Below are 16,954 nucleotides of genomic sequence, written 5' to 3'. Positions count from 1 at the left end.
TTCGCGCGCCGCTACACCTTGCACCGCGCGTCGCCATCGGGCATTGATCGCGCCATCATGCTGACGCCCCTGCCGCCCGCCCTCGCCATCGTCCCGCCCAACCGTCCGCTTGTCGGTCGTGTCTCCCCGCCGGGGTCCAAATCCATCACCAATCGCGCCTTGCTGCTGGCGGCGTTGGCCAACGGCACGAGCAGGCTCACCGGCGCGCTCAAGAGCAAGGACACGGTGCTGATGGCGGCCGCGCTGCAGCAGATGGGGGTGACTGTCGACGAGCCGGACGCCACCAGCTTTGTGGTGACGAGCGCGGGCCGCCTGCAGGCGCCTGAGGGACCGCTATTCCTCGGCAATGCCGGCACGGCCACCCGTTTCCTGACCGCTGCCGTCGCCACTGTCGATGGCGAAGTTATCGTCGACGGCGACGAGGAGATGCGCCTACGCCCCATCGGTCCGCTGGTGACGGCCTTGCAGTCGCTGGGGATCGACGCCACTAGCCCAACGGGTTGCCCGCCGGTTACCGTTCGCGGCAAGGGCAGTTTTGGTTCGGGCCGGGTCGAGATCGATGCGGGTTTGTCCAGTCAGTATGTTTCGGCGCTGCTGATGGCCGCGCCGCTTGGCGAGGGCCCGATCACCGTGGCGCTGACCGGCAAGGACATCGGCGCGCGCGGTTATGTCGACCTGACGCTGGCCGCCATGCGCAGCTTTGGTGCCTCGGTTGAACAGCTCGATCCCGGTACCTGGCTTGTGCAGCCCACCGGCTACAGGGCCACCGACCTGCTGATCGAGCCCGATGCTTCTGCGGCAACCTATTTGTGGGGCGCCGAGGTGCTGACTGGCGGGCGCATCGACTTGGGCGTCGCCGCCGATGCCTTTACTCAGCCCGACGCGGCCGCCCAGGCTGTCATTGCGCAGTTCCCCGATATGCCCGCCGTCATCGACGGCTCGCAGATGCAGGACGCCGTGCCCACCCTGGCCGTGCTCGCCGCGTTCAATAACCAGCCGGTGCGCTTCGTCGGCATTGCCAATCTGCGGGTCAAGGAGACCGACCGCATCCGCGCCGTCGCCAATGAACTGAACCGGATCCTGCCGGGACTGGGGACGGAGGAGGGCGACGACCTCGTTGTGGCCGCCGATCCCGAGCTCGCTTCGAAGCTGGTGGGCCGCAACAGCGGCATCAAGATCGAAACCTACCACGATCACCGTATTGCCATGAGCTTCGCCCTGGCGGGCCTTCGCGTCCCCGGCATCGTCATTCTCGATCCGGCCTGTACGGGCAAGACCTACCCGGCCTATTGGGACATGCTGGCAGGGCTGGGCGTGGAGCTAGTGCCAGCCTAGGCGGCCGAGACGTCCTTGGTCTCTTCGACCTGCGCCTGCATCGCCTCGAGTTCGCTTTCGCTGATCACGCGATTGCGGCCGGCATGCTTGGCGGCATAGAGGCAGCGGTCGGCGCGTTCGATCAGCGTGGCGGGCGTGTCGCCCGGACGGTAGGCAGCAACGCCGAACGACGCGGTAATGCGGCCCAGCTTCTCGTTGGTCGACCGCTTGAGCAGTTCCTTGGCCTGGATCGCCTTGCGGATGTTCTCCGCCACGATGACCGCACCCTCCATGTCGGTGGAGGGAAGGATGGCAACGAATTCCTCCCCACCGTAGCGCGCCGCCAGGTCCTTACCCTTGATGTTGGACTTGAGCGTCATCGCCACCAGCCGCAGCACCTGGTCGCCAGTCTGGTGGCCATAGGTATCGTTGAAGCTCTTGAAGTGATCGATGTCGATGATCATCAGGCAGAGCGGCACCCCTGTCTCGCTCGCTTCTGCGATCGCCCCATCCATGCCTTCGTCGAAGCTCTTGCGATTGGCGATCTTGGTCAGCGGGTCGAGCAGGGACTCCCGTCGGACATCGTCGAGGTCACGCTGCAGCGAGGCAATGTCGTCGCGCGACGCCTCGAGCTTCTGCTCGAGCGAGCGATTTGTTTCCTGCATGCGGCGGGTTTCGCTCAGCAGCTTGTCTGCCAGCTCCTTCATCGCCGCCACCGAGATCTCGCGCTCAAGATCGCCACTGGCCGACTGTAACGAGCCCGAATAGGCGTTGGCCGTGGTCATGGCCGAATCGATGGCCTCATAGACCGCCTCGATACGCGCATGCATGCGCTCCGAGACGCTCGACATGCGATCATTCACGTCCGACTTCAGGAACTCGTTGTAGAGCGTCTCGGCCAGATTGGTCGTCGGCGAGTCGCCGTTGCGAAAGATCGCATTGATCCGGGCGTTCAGCGTCGGATTGACGCCGGTGGAATAGGTGTAGAGCAGCTCGTAGAACTGGGGATAGGGCGGAATCCCGCTGCGCTTGAGCAGGTCAAAGGCAGAATTCGCGTAACCGAGCGCGCGTTTGAATTCCTGTTCGGACACTGCTTCCCTCGCGCCTCGTTGCGCTAACTCGGCGCCGTTCGCCCCACCACCGAGTCACCCTGATAAATACCGCCCCGGCGTTAATGAACACAACTGTGCCGCGACAATAAAAAACAGGCATGCACAGTCAAATGCCGTTTAGGTCAGCTGACCACACGCGTGGAGCGCAGCAAGAACGCCGGAATGGGACCGTCATTACCAAAGGGAGAATTGCTGGTACCAGCTTCTGGCGGAGCCTGCTCGGCTTCGGGACGCTGCCGTGAACGGCCACGACGTTGACCGCGCTCGGACGGCGCGGCTTCTGGCTTGGCCGACGCGTCGTCGGCAGGCTTCTGCTTGACCTCTGTGGCGGGCGTGGGCTCGGTCGCCGCGCCAGCTTCAGCGCGGCTGCGCGGGCCACCGCGACGCGAGCGAGCCGGCCGGGCCGGGCGGTCATCATCCTCCGGAGCCGCAGCAGGCGCGGTCTTGCCGGTATCGAGATACTCAATCGGCTTCTGGATCAATTTGAGGATGGCATCGAGATGCTTGCCATCGGCGGGGGCGACCAGCGTGTAGGCGACGCCCAGCCGCCCGGCACGACCAGTGCGGCCGATGCGGTGCACATAGTCTTCGGCATGCACGGGCACGTCAAAATTGAACACGTGGCTCACTGCCGGAATATCCAGCCCACGCGCCGCCACGTCGCTGGCGACCAACAGGGTCAGCCGGTTGTTCTTGAACGCATCGAGCGTTTCCATGCGGCTCTTCTGGTCCATGTCACCATGAAGGGCCCCTGCGGAAAAGCCGTGGCGTTCCAGCGAGCGAGCCAGCGTCGCCACATCGCGCTTGCGATTACAGAAGATGATGGCGTTGGTCAGCCCTTCGGAGGCGCGAATGCGCTCGCGCAGCGAGGCCCGTTTGTCTTCGGGCTTGGAGCCGACCTTGACCAGTTTCTGGTCAATCGTGTCGGCTGTGGAAGCGGCCCGCGACACCTGCACATGCACCGGATCGCGGAGGAACTTCTTGGTGAGCCGCTCGATTTGCGCGTCCATCGTGGCCGAGAACAGCATGGTCTGCCGGCGCGCAGGCAGGCGCGAGCAGATCTTTTCAATGTCGTCGATAAAGCCCATGTCGAGCATGCGGTCAGCCTCGTCGATGACGAGGATTTCGACGCCATTGAGCATGATCTTTCCGCGGTCGATCTGGTCGAGCAGGCGGCCGGGAGTTGCGATCAGCACGTCGACGCCGCGATCGAGCTTCTTGTTCTGGTCTTCAAACGACACGCCGCCGATGATCAGGGCCATCGTGAGCCGGTGGTTCTTGCCGTATTTCTCGAAATTCTCGGACACCTGCGCCGCCAGCTCGCGGGTCGGTTCAAGAATGAGCGTACGGGGCATGCGGGCGCGGGCGCGGCCATTTTCCAGCAGCGTCAGCATGGGCAGGACGAAACTCGCCGTCTTGCCGGTGCCGGTCTGGGCAATGCCGATCAGGTCCTTCTTCTGCAGAAGATGCGGGATCGCCTGCGCCTGAATTTCAGTCGGTTTGCTGTAGCCTGCAGCGGTAACCGCATCGGTTACTTTGGTTGACAGGCCGAGCCCGGAAAAATCATCAGTCAAATCAGGTCATTCCAGAAATGTGGCCCGGGGCCAGGTCCAGTCCGAGACATTCGAACGGTGCGCCGGGGTCTTCAGCAGTGGACGGACAAAGCACGATACGCAGGCATGTCCACAACTGGATCGGTCACTGGGCGGAATGCAGCAAGTGCAGCGACGGAGTGACCCTGAGGCAGTCTGGCAGAGGCGGGTGATGTCGAGATGACAAGCCGTCGAGCCAGAAATGCTCCAGCGGCGCGGAACATAGCGCAAACCCCTTGTCTGTCAACGGATTTGGGTGCGTTAGGGTTATCAGGGACGCTTCATCTCCCATGAGGGGAGGTGGAGAAGGTGTCAGATATCCAAATCCGTCACAAAGGCGGCATTCTCCTGGATGAAGTCGAAACGCGCCTCCGGCTTGGTGCCCATCAGGCGATCGACGCTGGTTCGGGTGGCATCCAGGTCGTCCCGCACCTTGACCTGGAGCAGGGTCCGGGTGCTCGGCGACATCGTGGTTTCGCGCAGATGGGCAAACGGCATTTCGCCTAGACCCTTGAAGCGGGTCATGTCGACCTTGCCCTTGCCGGTGAACTCGGTCGCCAGCAGTTCGTTCTTGTGGGCGTCGTCGCGGGCGTAAAGTGTCTTGCCGCCCTGGCTGATGCGATAGAGCGGTGGCATGGCCAAGTAGAGGTGGCCGCCATCGATCAGCCTGGGCATTTCCTGGAAAAAGAAGGTGATCAGCAGCGAAGCGATGTGCGCGCCGTCCACGTCCGCGTCGGTCATGATGATGATCTTGTCGTAGCGCAGGTCGTCTTCGCGATAGCGATCGCGCGTTCCACAGCCCAGTGCCTGGATGAGGTCGGAGATCAGCTGGCTGGCCTGCATCTTCTCGCGGCTGGCGCCGGCCACGTTGAGGATCTTGCCGCGCAGCGGCAGCACGGCCTGGCTGGAGCGATTGCGCGCCTGCTTGGCGCTGCCGCCGGCCGAGTCACCCTCGACGATGAAGAGCTCGGCGCCCTGCGCTGCGGTTTGCGTGCAGTCTGCCAGCTTGCCAGGCAGGCGCAGCTTGCGCGTGGCGCTGGCCCGGTCGATTTCCTTTTCCTTGCGGCGGCGCAGCCGTTCTTCGGCGCGCTCGATAGCCCAGTCGAGCAGCTTGCCCGCCTGGTTGGGCGAGGCGGCCAGCCAGTGGTCGAACGCGTCGCGCAGCGCCGTGTCGACAATGCGCGTGGCCTCTCCGGAGGCCAGCTTGTCCTTGGTCTGGCCGACGAATTCGGGTTCGCGCACGAAGACCGAGAGCATGGCGCTGCAATGGGCGAACACGTCCTCTGCCGTCAGGATGGCGGCGCCCTTGTTCTTGGTCAATTCGGCATAATTCTTGAGACCGCGGAGCAGGGCACTTCGTAGACCCGCCTCGTGCGTACCGCCATCAGGCGTGGGCACCGTATTGCAATAGGACGAGACTCCGCCGTCGCCCAGCGTCCAGGCCACAGCCCACTCGACCGCACCATGCGAGCCGGGCTTGCCATGGCTGCCGCAGAACAGTTCATCGACAATGCGCGTTTCCCCTTCGATGCGCGCCGTCATGAAGTCCCTGAGGCCGTTGGGATAATGGAACACTGCTTTGGCCGGCGCGTCCTCGGTCGCGAGGCTCTCGTCGCAGCTCCAGCGCAGCTCGACGCCGGCAAACAGATAGGCCTTGGCCCGCGTCATCCGGTAGAGCCGGGCGGCGGAGAAGTGGGCGTGTTCGCCAAAGATCTGCGGGTCGGGGTGGAAACGAGTAGTCGTGCCGCGCCGGTTCTGCACCCGACCAAGCGCTTCGATGTCACCGAGCGGCTTGCCGCGCGAGAAGCTGAGCCGGTGCAGCTGCTGTTCGCGTGCGACCTCGACGACCAGGCTGTCGCTCAGGGCATTGACCACCGAGACGCCGACGCCATGCAGGCCGCCGGATGTTTCATAGGCCTTGGAATCGAACTTTCCGCCCGCATGGAGCACGGTGTGAACGATCTCCAGCGTCGAGCGGCCGGGATATTTCGGGTGGTTCTCAACCGGGATGCCGCGGCCATTGTCGGCGACGGTAATGAAGCCGTCGGCGCCCAGATGCACCTCGATACGGGTGGCGTGGCCGGCAATGGCCTCGTCCATCGAATTGTCGATGACCTCGGCGAACAGGTGGTGCAGTGCATTGGAATCGGTACCACCGATATACATGCCCGGCCGCCGGCGAACCGGCTCAAGCCCTTCCAGCACCTCGATATCGGCAGCCGAATACGTGCCGGACCCAGCCGCAGGCTTGCTGGCAGGCTTGATCGGTTCCGGCTGGCGCTCGGGCTCGTCTCCCGCGCCGAAAAGGTCTTCTGCTTGCGACATGCGCATCCCGTGTTCGCGTCCGAATCGGACGATTCCGCCTTCTAGCATATCCCAGCCCTGTGCTGTGCCGTTCTGGAACCAGCCGCGCCTTGGGGCTTTGTCCACAAAGCTGAACGGCAGATGAACGGGCGGTTGCGCTCGGGTTCAAGCCTGCCGCGATAGTTTGATCGACCGCATTACGGATTAGGAGGCTGTCTTGACCAAGTCCATCGTCATCGCCGTCGCGGCCTTGTTGCTCGGCGCCACCGTCTCGGCACCCGTCCAGGCTCAATCGGTCGGATTCGGCATCTTCTATGGAGACGAGGAATCCGACTTCTTTCCCCGCCGGCTCACCTGCATGGGCGATTACCAAATCCGCCAGGCCGTCGCGAGCCGCGGCTATACCGACATCTATCTCAATGTCCTGAACGAGGGGCATGTTGAAGTGCGGGCAACGCGCGACGGATGGGTCTACCTGCTCGACTTCAACTACTGCACCGGGCGTATCGAGGGCCGGAAGCAGCTCAGGCCGGCTTGAGAGCGTGGAGCCGCTAACGCGGTCGATACAAACCCGTCCCAAGATCGGGCGGCCGGTTTACGTTCCGTTTGCTTCTTGAAAGCACTTTCTTAAACGCGCGCTGCTAGAACCATTTCATACGGTTTTTGTCTGGAGTTGCCGTATGCGAACCACTGGGAATCATAGTTCTGCGTACCAGGTTCCTGCTGGTTCCGATGTCTTCGGTGTTTGGCCGCATGCCGGATTTTCAGGTATTGCGTACCGGCTGGCCAAGCTCACCGCCCCGCGTTCTGGGGTGCTGGCGCTGGTCGCCACCATGTTCTACCTCCTCTGACCGTTGAGATTGATTTCCGCCGTTTGGGCGGCTAATGGTCAGTCACGCCGAACTACCAACCAGGGAGGGCGTCGATGACATTGCTGTTCACGCACCGCTCCCGTGGCCCTGTCCCCGCCCTGTGGCTCAAGCTGCAGGGCTGACCGGTACTGGTACGGACGTTCCTTCTGTCTCCATCCTGGTTTGCCCTTCGCGGCGGTCTGTGACCGCCTGACAGGATCTTGGCGCTCGGCGCCGCACCAGTGAGACAAAAATGGGCTCCATCAGCCTCCGCAATGCTGGCCTCGTGGCCACCGTTACCCTGTTTTCCAACCTCAACTTCGTCATATCAGACGGCGACCGCGTCGGCCTTGTGGCCGGTAATGGCCGTGGCAAGACCACCTTGTTGCGCGCGATGGCCGGGCAGGGGGATTTGACGTCCGGCGATATCGTTCGCTCGCGCGGCCTGACGGTCGGCTATGTCGAGCAGGACATGCCCACCGCAAGTATGGGGCTGACGCTCTACGAGGCAGTGCTTGAGGCGCTGCCGGTTGCCGATCGCGAAACCGATAGCTGGCGGGTCGATGTGGTGCTGGACGAGTTCGAAACGCCCGATGCCATGCGTAACCGCAAGCTGACCGAACTGAGCGGCGGCTGGCAGCGCATCGCCCTGATCGCGCGCTGCTGGGTACTGCAGCCTGACGCCTTGCTGCTCGACGAGCCTACCAACCACCTGGATTTGGGCAAGCTGTTCCAGCTCGAGAACTGGATCAACCAAGCCGCGCGCAACATCCCGGTGGTCATCGCCAGCCACGACCGCCAATTCCTCGACGCCACCACGAACCGCACGCTGTTTCTGCGTCCCGATGCGAGCCACTATTTCGCCCTGCCATACAGCAAGGCGCGCGTGGCACTCGCCGAGGCGGACGAGGCCGCCGAAGCCAAGCGTGAACGGGACCTCAAGGAAGTGAGCCGCCTGCGCAAGCAGGCCGCCAAGCTCACCAATATCGGCATCAACTCCGGAAGCGATCTGCTGGTGGTGAAATCCAAGTACCTGCGCGAGCGGGCGGCCAAGATCGAGGCGGCGGTGCATTCGCTGCACAAGGAACGAAGCGGCGAGATCAAGCTGGGCAACAGCGGCGCCAATGCCAAGGTCCTGCTGGCCATGGAGAATGTCGACGTGACCAGCCCCGTGGGTGACAAGCTTTTCCGCATCGATAAGCTGCATGTGTTCCAGGGCGACCGGCTGGTCATCCTGGGTCGCAACGGCACGGGCAAGTCCCAGTTCATCGGCCTGGTCCATCGCGCCATGAGCGGCTCGGAAACCGCGGGTCTGCGCGTCAGCCCGCAGGTCGTGCCCGGTTATGTCGACCAGGCCATGAGCTTCCTGCCGCCCAAGCAATCGCCGCTCGCATACATCACCGGTCGCTTCGACCAGGGCGACCAGCGCAGCAAGGCTTTGCTGGCGGCGGCGGGCTTTGCTGTCGAAAAGCAGCAACGGCCGATATCCGAGCTGTCCTTCGGGCAGCGGGCGCGGCTAGGGCTGCTGGCTATCCGCCTGCAGGAGCCCAATTTTTACTTGCTGGACGAGCCGACCAACCATGTCGATATCCCCGGCCAGGAGCGCCTTGAGGATGAAGTGCTCGCCCACGGTGCCACCTGCATCCTGGTCTCGCACGACCGCAGCTTCGTCCGAGGCTTGGGCAACCGCTTCCTGGTGATCGAAAACCGGCGCCTGCGCGAAGTCGATAGTCCGGAGCCGCATTTCGCAGCTATGGCAAACCAGGCGAGCTAAGGTTCTGTGGGGGCGGGAAAAATCCCGCCCCCGCTAAGCATATGCTAACCATCGCCGCAGTGCCTGCCTATCCGATGGGAAGCCCTGGCATAGGGGAAAACAAGTATTAAGGACTGACCGATAGCCTTTGGTCCGATTGGAACGAATGGGATCGGGAGGCCCTATGTTTCAGAGCGTCGACGGCGATAGTGCGCCGTCACGATCACAATATGATTGGCACGACATCCGGTTCATCGGCGCAAAGGCCGGTCGCTATGCCTTGCCCGATCATGGCGCAAGCACCGACGGCAAGGTTGCCGTCTATGCCTGCCGCCTGTGCTCGATTTCGACGCGGATGGCCGTCATCGTCGGACCGGTGATCGGCAAGGAGGGCGAGACCATCACCGCCCACTTCGACGATTTCGGCATTCTGCGTGGCAAGATATGCCGCCGGCTGCCGTCTGGCTTTGCCATGCGCCTGACCATGAGCGACACCGATCGCGACAAGCTCGGGGGCAAGATCGCCTGGCAGAAGAAGAACGTTCACGAGCAGGTCCCCGACAAGCGCGAGCACAAGCGCATTCTGCCGCGGGATCCGCGTACGGTGCTGACCCTTGCAGACGGCACGCAAATGCCATGCTTCGTGATCGACGTGTCGCAGTCGGGCATAGCGGTCTCGGCGGAAATCTGGCCTGGCCTGGGCACGCCGATGGCAGTGGGGAAGCTGGTCGGACGCGTGGTCCGCTACCTCGATGTCGGATTCGCGCTGCAATTCATCCAGCTGCAAGAACTCAGCCAACTCGAAATCCTGATGGCGCCGCCCACCCCGCCGGCCGAAGAGCAGGACGATGCGCAAGGTGAAGGTTTGCTTAACCAGGTTTAGAAATCTGCTGCTATAGTTTGGGAGTCATCTTCAGCTTCTGAGTCTATAGTCCTGCATCCTTTGTATTGGGTGATCTCATGCCGTCCGCCGCGATAGACTATAGCCTCAACGACATTGACACCGTTACCGGACGCTATGTGTTGGGCGACGAGACGGCGGCCTCGGGCAGGGACGTGCTGGCGTGTCGTCTCAAGACCATTTCGCCCACCGAATTCGTCGCAACGGCGCCTGCCGTCGGTTCGATCGGGGAAGTCGTCAGAGCCGACTTCGGGCCGTTTGGCGCATTGCATGGCCGCATTTCCCGCCATGTCGAGGACGGTTTCGTCGTCAAGCTCGATGGGGCACGCGCTGCGCAGGCATTGCTTGCCGAGCGGATCGAGGCTTTTCGTCGCCAGCCCCAGTCGGAGGAGGCAGCGGATCGCCGCATGGGCGGGCGCTACCTGCCAGCCGAACCACGCTCCATGCTCTTTGCCGGGCCGGACATCGCCGTTTCGTGCATGATCGTTGACTATTCCGCCACTGGAGCCGTGATTTCGGCCGAGACCAGGCCAGCCATCGGTACCGCGGTGACCGTTGGACACATGCTGGCGCATGTCGTGCGCCAGTACGAATTTGGCTTTGCCATGCGCTTCGACAATCCGCATCCGGACGACGACATCGAGACGCTGCTCGAGACCCCGCGCGCCTGGCGCAAGGCGATGGCCATCCTGCCGACTGCTGCGGTCGAGACCGCCGACGATAGCCTATCGGGCCACGACGGCTACGGATACGACTGATTTTTCGATCCTGAAGCTGCAGACGCCTGGTCAATGTGCCATCATTCGATCCAGTGCCTGCAGCATCGCATTGGCTTCCGGATGTGCCAGCGCTACGGCGTCACGTAGCCAGGAGCGGGCGGATGGCGCGAGCAGCGGCCAGAAGCGACCGAGGTCGGCAATATCCTTGTCGCGTGGCTCCTTGCATTTGTAGAGCAGCTGGATTTCCGGCGCGATGACCGGCCAGCCGTCACCACTGGTTACGAAGGCCAGCTCCAGCGGCAGCGCCACGCGTTCGTCGCGGCGAAAGTGCCAATATTCCTTGTCATGCGCTTCGGCCACGACTTCGAAGTCCCAAAGCGTTTCGCCCTGGCGCCGCAGCCAGAGGCTGAAAGGCGGTTCGGGCGGGGCATCGGGTTGCCATGGCGACAACACCTTGTTCTGCGCCGCGGCGATCTCGAAGCCGGGCAGGGCGCTGGCCAGAGCTGGCAGGTCCGCCCGCAGGCAGGCAATCTCGATGTCCGAATGCGTCCGGCTCACCGTCCCGGCCCACAGGTCGAGCGCCCAGCCACCGGCAAAGGCCCAAGGTACCGGCGCTTCCGCCAGCCAACCCGACAGTTCGGTCGGCGATGTCTCCCGCCAGCGTCCGGCCATATTCCGCTCCAAAAAGAAAGGGCCCCGAAGGGCCCTTTCGTATACTGCAAAACTCAGGCTTAGGCCGAGTAGTACATTTCGTATTCGACCGGATGTGGGGTGTGCTCGAACTTGATCACTTCCGTCATCTTCAGCTCGATGTAGCTGTCGATCTGGTCGTCATCGAACACGCCGCCGGCCTTGAGGAACTCGCGGTCCTTGTCGAGGTTTTCCAGCGCTTCGCGCAGCGAACCGGCAACGGTCGGGATGGCCAGCAGTTCCTGGCGCGGCAACTCGTACAGATCCTTGTCCATCGGGTCGCCGGGGTGGATCTTGTTCTTGATGCCGTCGAGGCCGGCCATCAGCAGCGCGGCAAAGCCCAGGTAGGGGTTCGCCAGCGGATCGGGGAAGCGGACTTCCACGCGCTTGGCCTTCGGCGACTGGCCGAAGGGGATGCGGCAGGAAGCCGAACGGTTGCGGGCCGAGTAGGCAAGCAGCACGGGGGCTTCGAAGCCGGGCACCAGGCGCTTGTAGCTGTTGGTGGTCGGGTTGGTGAAGGCGTTGATCGCCTTGGCATGCTTGATCACGCCGCCGATATAGTAGAGCGCGTCCATCGACAGGCCGGCATACTGGTCACCGGCAAACAGTGGCTTGCCGTCCTTCCAGATCGACTGGTGGCAGTGCATGCCCGAACCGTTATCGCCGTAGATGGGCTTGGGCATGAAGGTCACGGTCTTGCCGTAGGCATTGGCGACCTGGTGGATGACATACTTGTAGATCTGCACGTCGTCGGCCGACTTGATCATCGGCGCGAACTTGATGCCGAGTTCGTGCTGGGCCGAGGCCACTTCGTGGTGATGCTTTTCGACGGTCACGCCCATTTCGGCCATGGCGGCAAGCATTTCGCCGCGGATGTCCTGCGCGCTGTCGAGCGGCGGAACCGGGAAATAGCCCTTTTTGAGGCCGATATGGTGGCCGTTGTTACCGGCTTCATAGGCGGTGTCGTTGTTGGAGGGCAGCTCCGGATGGTCGACTTCGAAGCCCACCTTGTATGGGGTGTTGGAGTACTTTACGTCGTCGAACATGAAGAATTCCGGCTCGGGGCCGAACACGACGGTGTCGCCGATGCCCGAAGCCTTGAGGTACGCCTCGGCCTTCTTGGCCGTGGTGCGCGGATCGCGGTTATAGGGCTGGTAGGTAAGGGGCTCGAGGATGTCGCAGTTGATCGCGAGAGTCGAGGCGCCGAAGAAGGGGTCCATATAGGCCGAGTTCGGATCGGGCATCAGCACCATGTCGGACTCGTTGATGGCCTTCCAGCCGGCGATGGAGGAACCATCGAACATGGTGCCTTCTTCGAAGAGGTCCTCATCGACGACGGTCACGTCCATGGTGACGTGCTGCAGCTTGCCGCGCGGGTCGGTGAAGCGCAGGTCGACATACTTGATGTTCTCGTCCTTGATGCGCTTGAGGATGTCGCTTCCGGTGGTCATTAGGTCTTCCCCTGTCTAAATCGGAATGCTTGTTGTTACGTCACGGCGGGTAGCGCCAAGGGCCTCGCGGTCCCTAGAGCGCGTCGTCGCCGAATTCTCCGGTACGGATTCGAATGGCCTGCTCGATCGAGTAGACGAAGATCTTGCCGTCGCCAATGCGACCCGTTTGCGCCGCATTGCGGATCGCTTCGATGGCCTTTTCGGCTAGCTCGTCGGGGCATACGACCTCGACCTTCACCTTGGGCAGGAAGTCGACGACATATTCGGCGCCGCGATAGAGTTCGGTATGGCCCTTCTGACGCCCAAAGCCCTTGGCTTCGGTGACGGTGATGCCCTGCAGGCCCACTTCCTGAAGCGCCTCTTTGACTTCGTCGAGCTTGAACGGCTTTACGATAGCCTCGATCTTTTTCATTTGAGCCTCCACGTGCCGCTAGCGGCGGATACCGCACACCCGTATGCACGGCCTGTGCCACGGTGCCACGATGCAAAAAACGCTTGTCCGATTAAGGACTTACTGGAATACACTGAGCACGCCGATGTCACGGTTTGGGCAGAGCGTGGACAAAACATAGCCACGTTGCACAAGTTTTGAGCAGGCGTCTAGCAGGCGCGGCGAAGGAGATCGCAAGAATGACGCTTATGACGCCACTAGAGGCAGTTCAGCTGCAGTTCGAAGCCTACAACAAACGTGACCTGCCGCGCTTTCTTTCTGCCTTTACTAGCAATGTCCGCAGCTTCCGCCTGCCGGACATGACGCTAATGATCGACGGGAAGGTCGCCTATGGCGAATTCTATGCCAGCCAGCGTTTCATCCACGAGGGCCTGCGCGCCGAATTGTTGAATCGCATAGTGGTGGGCAACAAGGTCATCGACCATGAACTGATCCACGGACTCGGGCCCGAGCCGTTGGAGACCTCGGTGATGTTCGTGGTGGATGCGGGACTGATCAGCACCGTGTTCTCAATCCCCGCCAAATCGCCACTCTAGCCTTTGACTGCCCCCCGCACTTCATATAGATGCAACGCCAACCCGGCCAGCGGGTACCCTTGCGGGTGTGGCGGAATTGGTAGACGCACTGGATTTAGGTTCCAGCGCCGCAAGGCGTGGAGGTTCGAGTCCTCTCACCCGCACCACAATCAGTACCTGGCCCATGTGATCAATGAATACGGGACAAAACCGAATGCAGGTTACCGAAACCCTCAATGAAGGCCTCAAGCGCAAGCTGAGCGTCACCATTCCGGCCGCCACCCTCAACACGCGCCTGGGCGACAAGCTTGAAGAGCTGCGGGGCCAGGCCAACATCAAGGGCTTCCGTCCCGGCAAGGTGCCGCTGGCGCATATCAAGAAGATGTTCGGCCGCTCGGCCATGTCCGAAGTCATGACCGACGCGATCAATTCGACCGTGTCCGAAACCCTGGACGAGCGAAAGGAACGCGCCGCCGCCCAGCCCAAGGTTGATCTGCCCGACGACCAGGCCGTCATCAATGACGTGCTCGACGGCAAGGCCGACCTGGCTTTCGAAGTCGAATATGAAGTGCTGCCGCCCGTCGAACTGATGAAGCTTGATGGCATCAAGCTGGACAAGCCCGTCATCGATATCACCGACGAGGAAGTCACCGCCGAAGTGAATCGCGTGTTTGCCCAGAACCGGGGCTATACCGACAAGGGGGACGAAGGCGTCGTCGAAAATGGCGATCGCCTCGGCCTTTCGTTCGTGGGCAAGATCAAGGGCAAGCCCTTCGATGGCGGCACGTCTGACCACGCCCACCTGACGGTTGGCTCGGGCGAATTCATCCCGGGCTTCGAAGAGCAGCTTATCGGCATGAAGAAGGGCGAGACCCGCGAGATCGAGGTCACCTTCCCCAAGGACTACCAGAGCGACGAACTGGCCGGAAAGAAGGCACAGTTCGAAGTGACCGTGCTCCACGTCGATGGTCCTAACCAGGGCGAACTCGACGACGACTTCGCCAAGCGCCTCGGCGTCGAAAACGTCGACGCCATGCGCGCCGCCGTCAAGACGCAGATGGAAGCCGCGCTCGCTTCTATGAGCCGCCAGCACATGAAGCGCCAGATACTGGACGCGCTGGACGAGGGCCACAAGTTCGACGTTCCGGCCCAGCTGGTCGACGCCGAGTTCAACACCATCTGGCAGCGCGTCGTCCACGAAGTGGAGTCGCACGGCCGGTCCTTCGAAGCCGAAGGCACAACCGAGGAAGCTGCGCGCGAGCAGTATCGCAAGATCGCCGAGCGCCGCGTGCGCCTGGGCCTGGTCGTCGCCGAGATCGGCAACCAGAACGATGTGAACGTCACCGAGGAAGAGCACCAGCAGGCGCTGATCGCCGAAGTGCGCCGCTTCCCCGGTCAGGAACAGCAGGTCTACGACTACTACCGCAAGAACCCGCAGGCCCTTGCCGGCCTCCGCGCTCCGGTCTTCGAGAACAAGGTGGTCGACTTCGTCGCCGCCAAGGGCGACATCACCGACAAGAAGATGACCCGCGCGGAACTGGCCAAGCTGATCCAGGCCGACGAGGACGAGGTCCCGGAAGAGCACCACCACTAAAGTGCCCTGACGCTGAATTTTGAAGCCGCCCAGAAGTGGGCGGCTTTTTGTTTGTGTGTGACACTGGTACGGGGCTGAGATCGCCGTTGTGGTCAATCCGCGTTACAACCTGCGCCCTCGGCCAACTGGACCCACCAATGACATCAGCTCCATCAGATATCCTGCTCACTCCGCGCCAGATGAGCGAGGCTGATCGTCTCGCCGTGCAGGCCGGCGTTAAATCGCTCAAGCTGATGGAGGCGGCGGGCAAGGCTGTCGCCGACGCGATCATGGAGCGCTACTATCAGCGCTCGGTGCTGGTGCTCTGCGGGCCCGGCAACAATGGTGGCGATGGCTTTGTCGTCGCACGGCTGCTCAAGCAAAAGGGCTGGCCGGTGCAGCTTCGTCTCATCGGCGAGCGGGAGGCGCTCAAGGGCGATGCGGCGGCCATGGCCCAGCAATGGACGGGCCGAGCCGAGGCACCCGCTGCCGGCGATATCGAAGGCGCCGATCTCATCGTCGATGCGCTATTGGGCGCTGGGCTCGACCGCGACGTCGAGGGCGAGTTCGCCGATATCATCGACGCCGTAAATGCCAGCACCCGCCCGGTGGTCAGCATCGACATCCCCAGCGGCATTGACGGGGCTACGGGCGCCGCGCGGGGTGCCGCCATCATCGCCGACATGACCGTCACCTTTTTCCGCCTCAAGCCGGGCCATCTCCTGCAACCGGGCCGCAACCACTGCGGCGAGGTGGTTCTGGCCGAAATCGGCATTCCCGAAACGGTGCTGGCCCCAATCGCGGCGACGGCCTGGCAGAATACGCCTAGCCTCTGGTCCATTCCCGAAGCCGACAATGAGGGTAACAAGTTCCATCGCGGCCATGTCGTTGTCGTATCCGGCGGCCCGCTGCAAACCGGCGCGGCGCGCCTTGCTGCCATGGCTGCGTTCCGCGTCGGGGCGGGGGTAGTATCGCTGGCTGGTTCGGAAACTGCGCTCATGGTCCACGCCGCCCATGTCACCGCCATCATGCTCAAGTCCGCCGGGGACGCTGCAGCACTCTCCGAGCTGCTGGCCGACAAGCGTATGAACGCTGTGGTCATTGGCCCGGCGGTGGGGGTTGGCGAGGACACGCGGGCAAAGGTGCTGGCCGTGCTCGGCTCGGGCGCCGCGACGGTGCTCGACGCCGATGCGCTGACCAGTTTTGCCGGGGATGACGAAGCACTGTTTGCCGCCATCAAGGCAACTGACCGGCCGGTGGTTATGACGCCCCATGAGGGTGAGTTCCAGCGGCTCTTTGGGGATGTACCCGGCGGCAAGCTCGAGAAGGCACTGGCCGCGGCGGCCCATTCGGGTGCCATAATCATCCTCAAGGGCAGCGATACGGTCATTGCGAGCCCGGATGGACGCGCTGCCATCAACGCCAACGCCCCGGCCTGGTTGGGAACTGCAGGGGCCGGCGATGTGCTGGCGGGCATGGTGGCAGGCCTGATGGGGCAGGGCATGGCCGGCTGGGAAGCCGCCTGCGCCGCGGTATGGATCCACGCTGAAGCGGCCAACCGCTTCGGCAGCCCCGGCCTGATAAGCGAGGACCTGCCCCTGTTGGTCCCGGGGGTGTTGGGGAGTCTGTAGCCAGGCACGGGCCTGTGCCTCCACCAACTCGATCGTCACCCTCGGGCTTGACCCGAGGGCACTGCACTTACCGAACCCGCATCAAGTGAAGGGCCCT

14 protein-coding genes and 1 tRNA gene are annotated in these 16,954 nt (G+C 62.8%); 9 read left to right on the top strand and 6 right to left on the bottom strand.

Annotated elements, in window-relative coordinates:
* Window positions 1-57 precede the first annotated feature (57 nt).
* On the top strand, window positions 58-1,335 hold the full coding sequence (aroA, locus tag JI749_RS12125) for a 3-phosphoshikimate 1-carboxyvinyltransferase (protein ID WP_201654111.1): 1,278 nt from the start codon (window positions 58-60) through the stop codon (window positions 1,333-1,335).
* Here aroA and JI749_RS12120 read toward each other — a convergent pair.
* The 3 genes from JI749_RS12120 to parE form a co-directional block, all read right to left on the bottom strand.
* Entirely contained in the window at window positions 1,332-2,405 is a 1,074-nt protein-coding gene (locus JI749_RS12120; protein ID WP_201654108.1) for a GGDEF domain-containing protein, read from the bottom strand. The genes aroA and JI749_RS12120 overlap by 4 nt on opposite strands.
* 143 nt (window positions 2,406-2,548) lie before the next feature.
* The gene (locus JI749_RS12115) at window positions 2,549-4,000 is read right to left on the bottom strand and encodes a DEAD/DEAH box helicase (RefSeq protein WP_201654105.1); all 1,452 of its coding nucleotides are present in this window, start codon (window positions 3,998-4,000) and stop codon (window positions 2,549-2,551) included.
* A gap of 330 nt (window positions 4,001-4,330) precedes the next feature.
* A complete protein-coding gene (gene parE / locus JI749_RS12110; RefSeq protein ID WP_201654102.1) occupies window positions 4,331-6,343 on the bottom strand; it encodes a DNA topoisomerase IV subunit B in 2,013 nt (670 codons plus the stop codon).
* A gap of 196 nt (window positions 6,344-6,539) precedes the next feature.
* Here parE and JI749_RS12105 point away from each other — a divergent pair, with 196 nt between their 5' ends.
* The 4 genes from JI749_RS12105 (at window position 6,540) to JI749_RS12090 (ending at window position 10,585) form a co-directional block, all read left to right on the top strand.
* Window positions 6,540-6,860 carry a hypothetical protein gene (locus JI749_RS12105; RefSeq protein ID WP_201654099.1) on the top strand — a complete coding sequence of 107 codons (321 nt, stop codon included), beginning with the start codon at window positions 6,540-6,542 and terminating at the stop codon, window positions 6,858-6,860.
* A gap of 566 nt (window positions 6,861-7,426) precedes the next feature.
* On the top strand, window positions 7,427-8,947 hold the full coding sequence (locus JI749_RS12100) for an ABC-F family ATP-binding cassette domain-containing protein (RefSeq protein ID WP_201654096.1): 1,521 nt from the start codon (window positions 7,427-7,429) through the stop codon (window positions 8,945-8,947).
* 163 nt (window positions 8,948-9,110) lie between these two features.
* Window positions 9,111-9,809, top strand: coding sequence for a PilZ domain-containing protein (locus JI749_RS12095; protein WP_201654093.1), 699 nt, complete (start codon window positions 9,111-9,113; stop codon window positions 9,807-9,809).
* Window positions 9,810-9,886: 77 nt separating this feature from the next.
* The gene (locus JI749_RS12090) at window positions 9,887-10,585 is read left to right on the top strand and encodes a hypothetical protein (RefSeq protein ID WP_201654090.1); all 699 of its coding nucleotides are present in this window, start codon (window positions 9,887-9,889) and stop codon (window positions 10,583-10,585) included.
* A 30-nt stretch (window positions 10,586-10,615) separates the two neighbouring features.
* Here the strand turns inward: JI749_RS12090 and JI749_RS12085 are convergent, their stop codons facing one another.
* The 3 genes from JI749_RS12085 to JI749_RS12075 form a co-directional block, all read right to left on the bottom strand.
* The gene (locus tag JI749_RS12085; protein WP_201654087.1) at window positions 10,616-11,218 is read right to left on the bottom strand and encodes a nucleotidyltransferase domain-containing protein; all 603 of its coding nucleotides are present in this window, start codon (window positions 11,216-11,218) and stop codon (window positions 10,616-10,618) included.
* Between the two features lie 59 nt (window positions 11,219-11,277).
* Window positions 11,278-12,687, bottom strand: coding sequence for a type I glutamate--ammonia ligase (gene glnA, locus JI749_RS12080; protein WP_201654084.1), 1,410 nt, complete (start codon window positions 12,685-12,687; stop codon window positions 11,278-11,280).
* Window positions 12,688-12,760: 73 nt separating this feature from the next.
* The gene (locus JI749_RS12075) at window positions 12,761-13,099 is read right to left on the bottom strand and encodes a P-II family nitrogen regulator (protein ID WP_035079039.1); all 339 of its coding nucleotides are present in this window, start codon (window positions 13,097-13,099) and stop codon (window positions 12,761-12,763) included.
* A 218-nt stretch (window positions 13,100-13,317) separates the two neighbouring features.
* Here JI749_RS12075 and JI749_RS12070 point away from each other — a divergent pair, with 218 nt between their 5' ends.
* The 4 genes from JI749_RS12070 to JI749_RS12055 all read left to right on the top strand — a co-directional run bounded on the left by JI749_RS12070 (window position 13,318) and on the right by JI749_RS12055 (window position 16,857).
* On the top strand, window positions 13,318-13,674 hold the full coding sequence (locus JI749_RS12070) for a nuclear transport factor 2 family protein (RefSeq protein WP_201654081.1): 357 nt from the start codon (window positions 13,318-13,320) through the stop codon (window positions 13,672-13,674).
* 61 nt (window positions 13,675-13,735) lie between these two features.
* Window positions 13,736-13,820 (top strand) — tRNA-Leu (locus JI749_RS12065).
* A 47-nt stretch (window positions 13,821-13,867) separates the two neighbouring features.
* Window positions 13,868-15,247 carry a trigger factor gene (gene tig, locus JI749_RS12060; protein WP_201654078.1) on the top strand — a complete coding sequence of 460 codons (1,380 nt, stop codon included), beginning with the start codon at window positions 13,868-13,870 and terminating at the stop codon, window positions 15,245-15,247.
* 137 nt (window positions 15,248-15,384) lie between these two features.
* A complete protein-coding gene (locus JI749_RS12055) occupies window positions 15,385-16,857 on the top strand; it encodes an NAD(P)H-hydrate epimerase (RefSeq protein ID WP_201654076.1) in 1,473 nt (490 codons plus the stop codon).
* Window positions 16,858-16,954 lie beyond the last annotated feature (97 nt).

This window comes from Devosia oryziradicis (assembly GCF_016698645.1).
GTDB lineage: Bacteria > Pseudomonadota > Alphaproteobacteria > Rhizobiales > Devosiaceae > Devosia > Devosia oryziradicis.
The sequence above is the reverse complement of the archived record's forward strand: the minus strand, read 5'-3'. Positions and strand labels throughout refer to the sequence as shown.